The sequence below is a fragment of the Trinickia sp. EG282A genome, from assembly GCF_040965455.1.
In the GTDB taxonomy this organism is placed as follows: Bacteria; Pseudomonadota; Gammaproteobacteria; order Burkholderiales; family Burkholderiaceae; genus Trinickia; species Trinickia symbiotica.
In genome coordinates, this window is sequence record NZ_JBFRCC010000024.1 from 1 (window position 1) to 1,706 (window position 1,706).

A 1,706-nucleotide genomic window follows, 5' to 3' on the forward strand; every position below is an offset into this window, starting at 1 on the left:
TGTAGCGGCTAAGTTGTAATGTCCGCTTTTAGCTAAGTTCAAATGTCCGCTTTTGGGCGCAGCGTAAGCTGGCCGGCAGCCGATTCCGGCGCCGGAGGCTTCGATGGCTGCGACAGAACGGATAACAATGACGATGCGCGAGCTGGACAGGTTCAAGGTGATTCAGGCAGTTGCCGACGGCATGCTCAAGCCATGGCGGGCTGCGGAGCGACTCGGGTTGACGACGCGGCAAGTGCGACGCTTGGTGGCACGACTACGCGAAGACGGTCCGGGCGGCCTGGTTTCGCGCCGGCGCGCGAAGCCGAGCAACAACCGGCTCGATGCCGCGACGGCCAACCGGGCGCTGGAGATCATCAGAGACCGCTATGCCGATTTCGGGCCGACGCTGGCCTGCGAGAAGCTCGACGAGTGCCACGGCATTCGCTTGGCCAAGGAGACGGTCAGGAAGCTGATGACGGACGCCGGCCTATGGGTTCCGCGCCGGCAGCGTCCGCCGAAGGTCTATCAGCCGCGCTCGCGCCGGGCATGCCTGGGGCAACTGATCCAGATCGACGGCAGCGAGCACGCGTGGTTCGAGAATCGCGCGCCGGTCTGCACGCTGCTCGTGTATGTCGACGACGCGACGAGCCGGCTGATGGCGCTGCACTTCACGGCCACGGAGTCGACCTTCAGCTATTTCGAGGCGACGCGTGCGTATATCGAGCGATACGGCAAACCCGTCGCCTTCTACAGCGACAAGTACAGCGTTTTTCGGAAGACCGCGGCGAGCGGGACGGGCGATAGCGTGACGCATTTTGGCCGCGCTATGTACGAGCTCAATATCGACACGTTTTGCGCCAACAGCAGCCCCGCTAAGGGGCGCGTGGAGCGAGCGCATCTGACGCTGCAGGACCGGCTCGTGAAGGAGCTGCGGCTGCGCAATATCAGCAGTGTTGAGGCGGCTAATGCCTATGCGCCCTCTTTTATGGCCGCCTACAACGCGCGCTTTGCCAAGCCGCCCAAGAGCGAGTTCGATGCGCACCGCCCTCTGCGCGCCGACGAGGATCTCGATCTGCTGCTGACCTGGCGCGAGTCGCGCAAGGTCAGTAAAGCGCTGACGGTACGCTACGACCGGGTGCTGTACCTGCTCGAGGATACCGTCGTCAATCGCAAGCTCATTGGGCGAACCATCGAAGTTTGGGAGTACCCGGACGGGCGCATTGAACTGCGTGCGGATGGTAAAGCTGTGCCGTATCGCGAATACGACAAGCTCACGGAGGTCGATGCCGGGGCGATCGTCGAACATAAACGCCTGAGTCACGCATTACAGATTGCGCAATCGATACAGGCACAGCGTGATAACCGCCGAATTGCGACGGCGCCGTCACGCACGAACCTGGGGGCTCAGGTTCGCTCGCCCAACCGCTCACCAGGCACGAAGAAGCCGCGCGAGTTCACGCAGGCCGATGTGAATCTCACGATCGAGCAACTGGCACAGCAGCACGTGCAAGCGCAACCGCCACGACGCAAGTCGGGCCGTCGGTCTGCTGGACGAATCGCCTGATGCGTGATCGCCCTGCCCGTTCAATCGTTCGCCTTCTACTCGGCGTATGAGCAAACCGAGGAAACCAACCGAACAGCCAAACCCGACATTTCTATTTAGCCGAAACCGGACATTTCAACTTAGCTGGCCCTCGGACATCTCAATCTGGCTTTGACACCGGTGT

At 61.8% G+C, this 1,706-nt stretch carries 1 protein-coding gene; it reads left to right on the top strand.

The window, feature by feature from the left end:
- Nucleotides 1–103 precede the first annotated feature (103 nt).
- On the top strand, nucleotides 104–1,543 hold the full coding sequence (locus AB4Y31_RS31730; RefSeq protein ID WP_368677416.1) for an ISNCY family transposase: 1,440 nt from the start codon (nucleotides 104–106) through the stop codon (nucleotides 1,541–1,543).
- Nucleotides 1,544–1,706 lie beyond the last annotated feature (163 nt).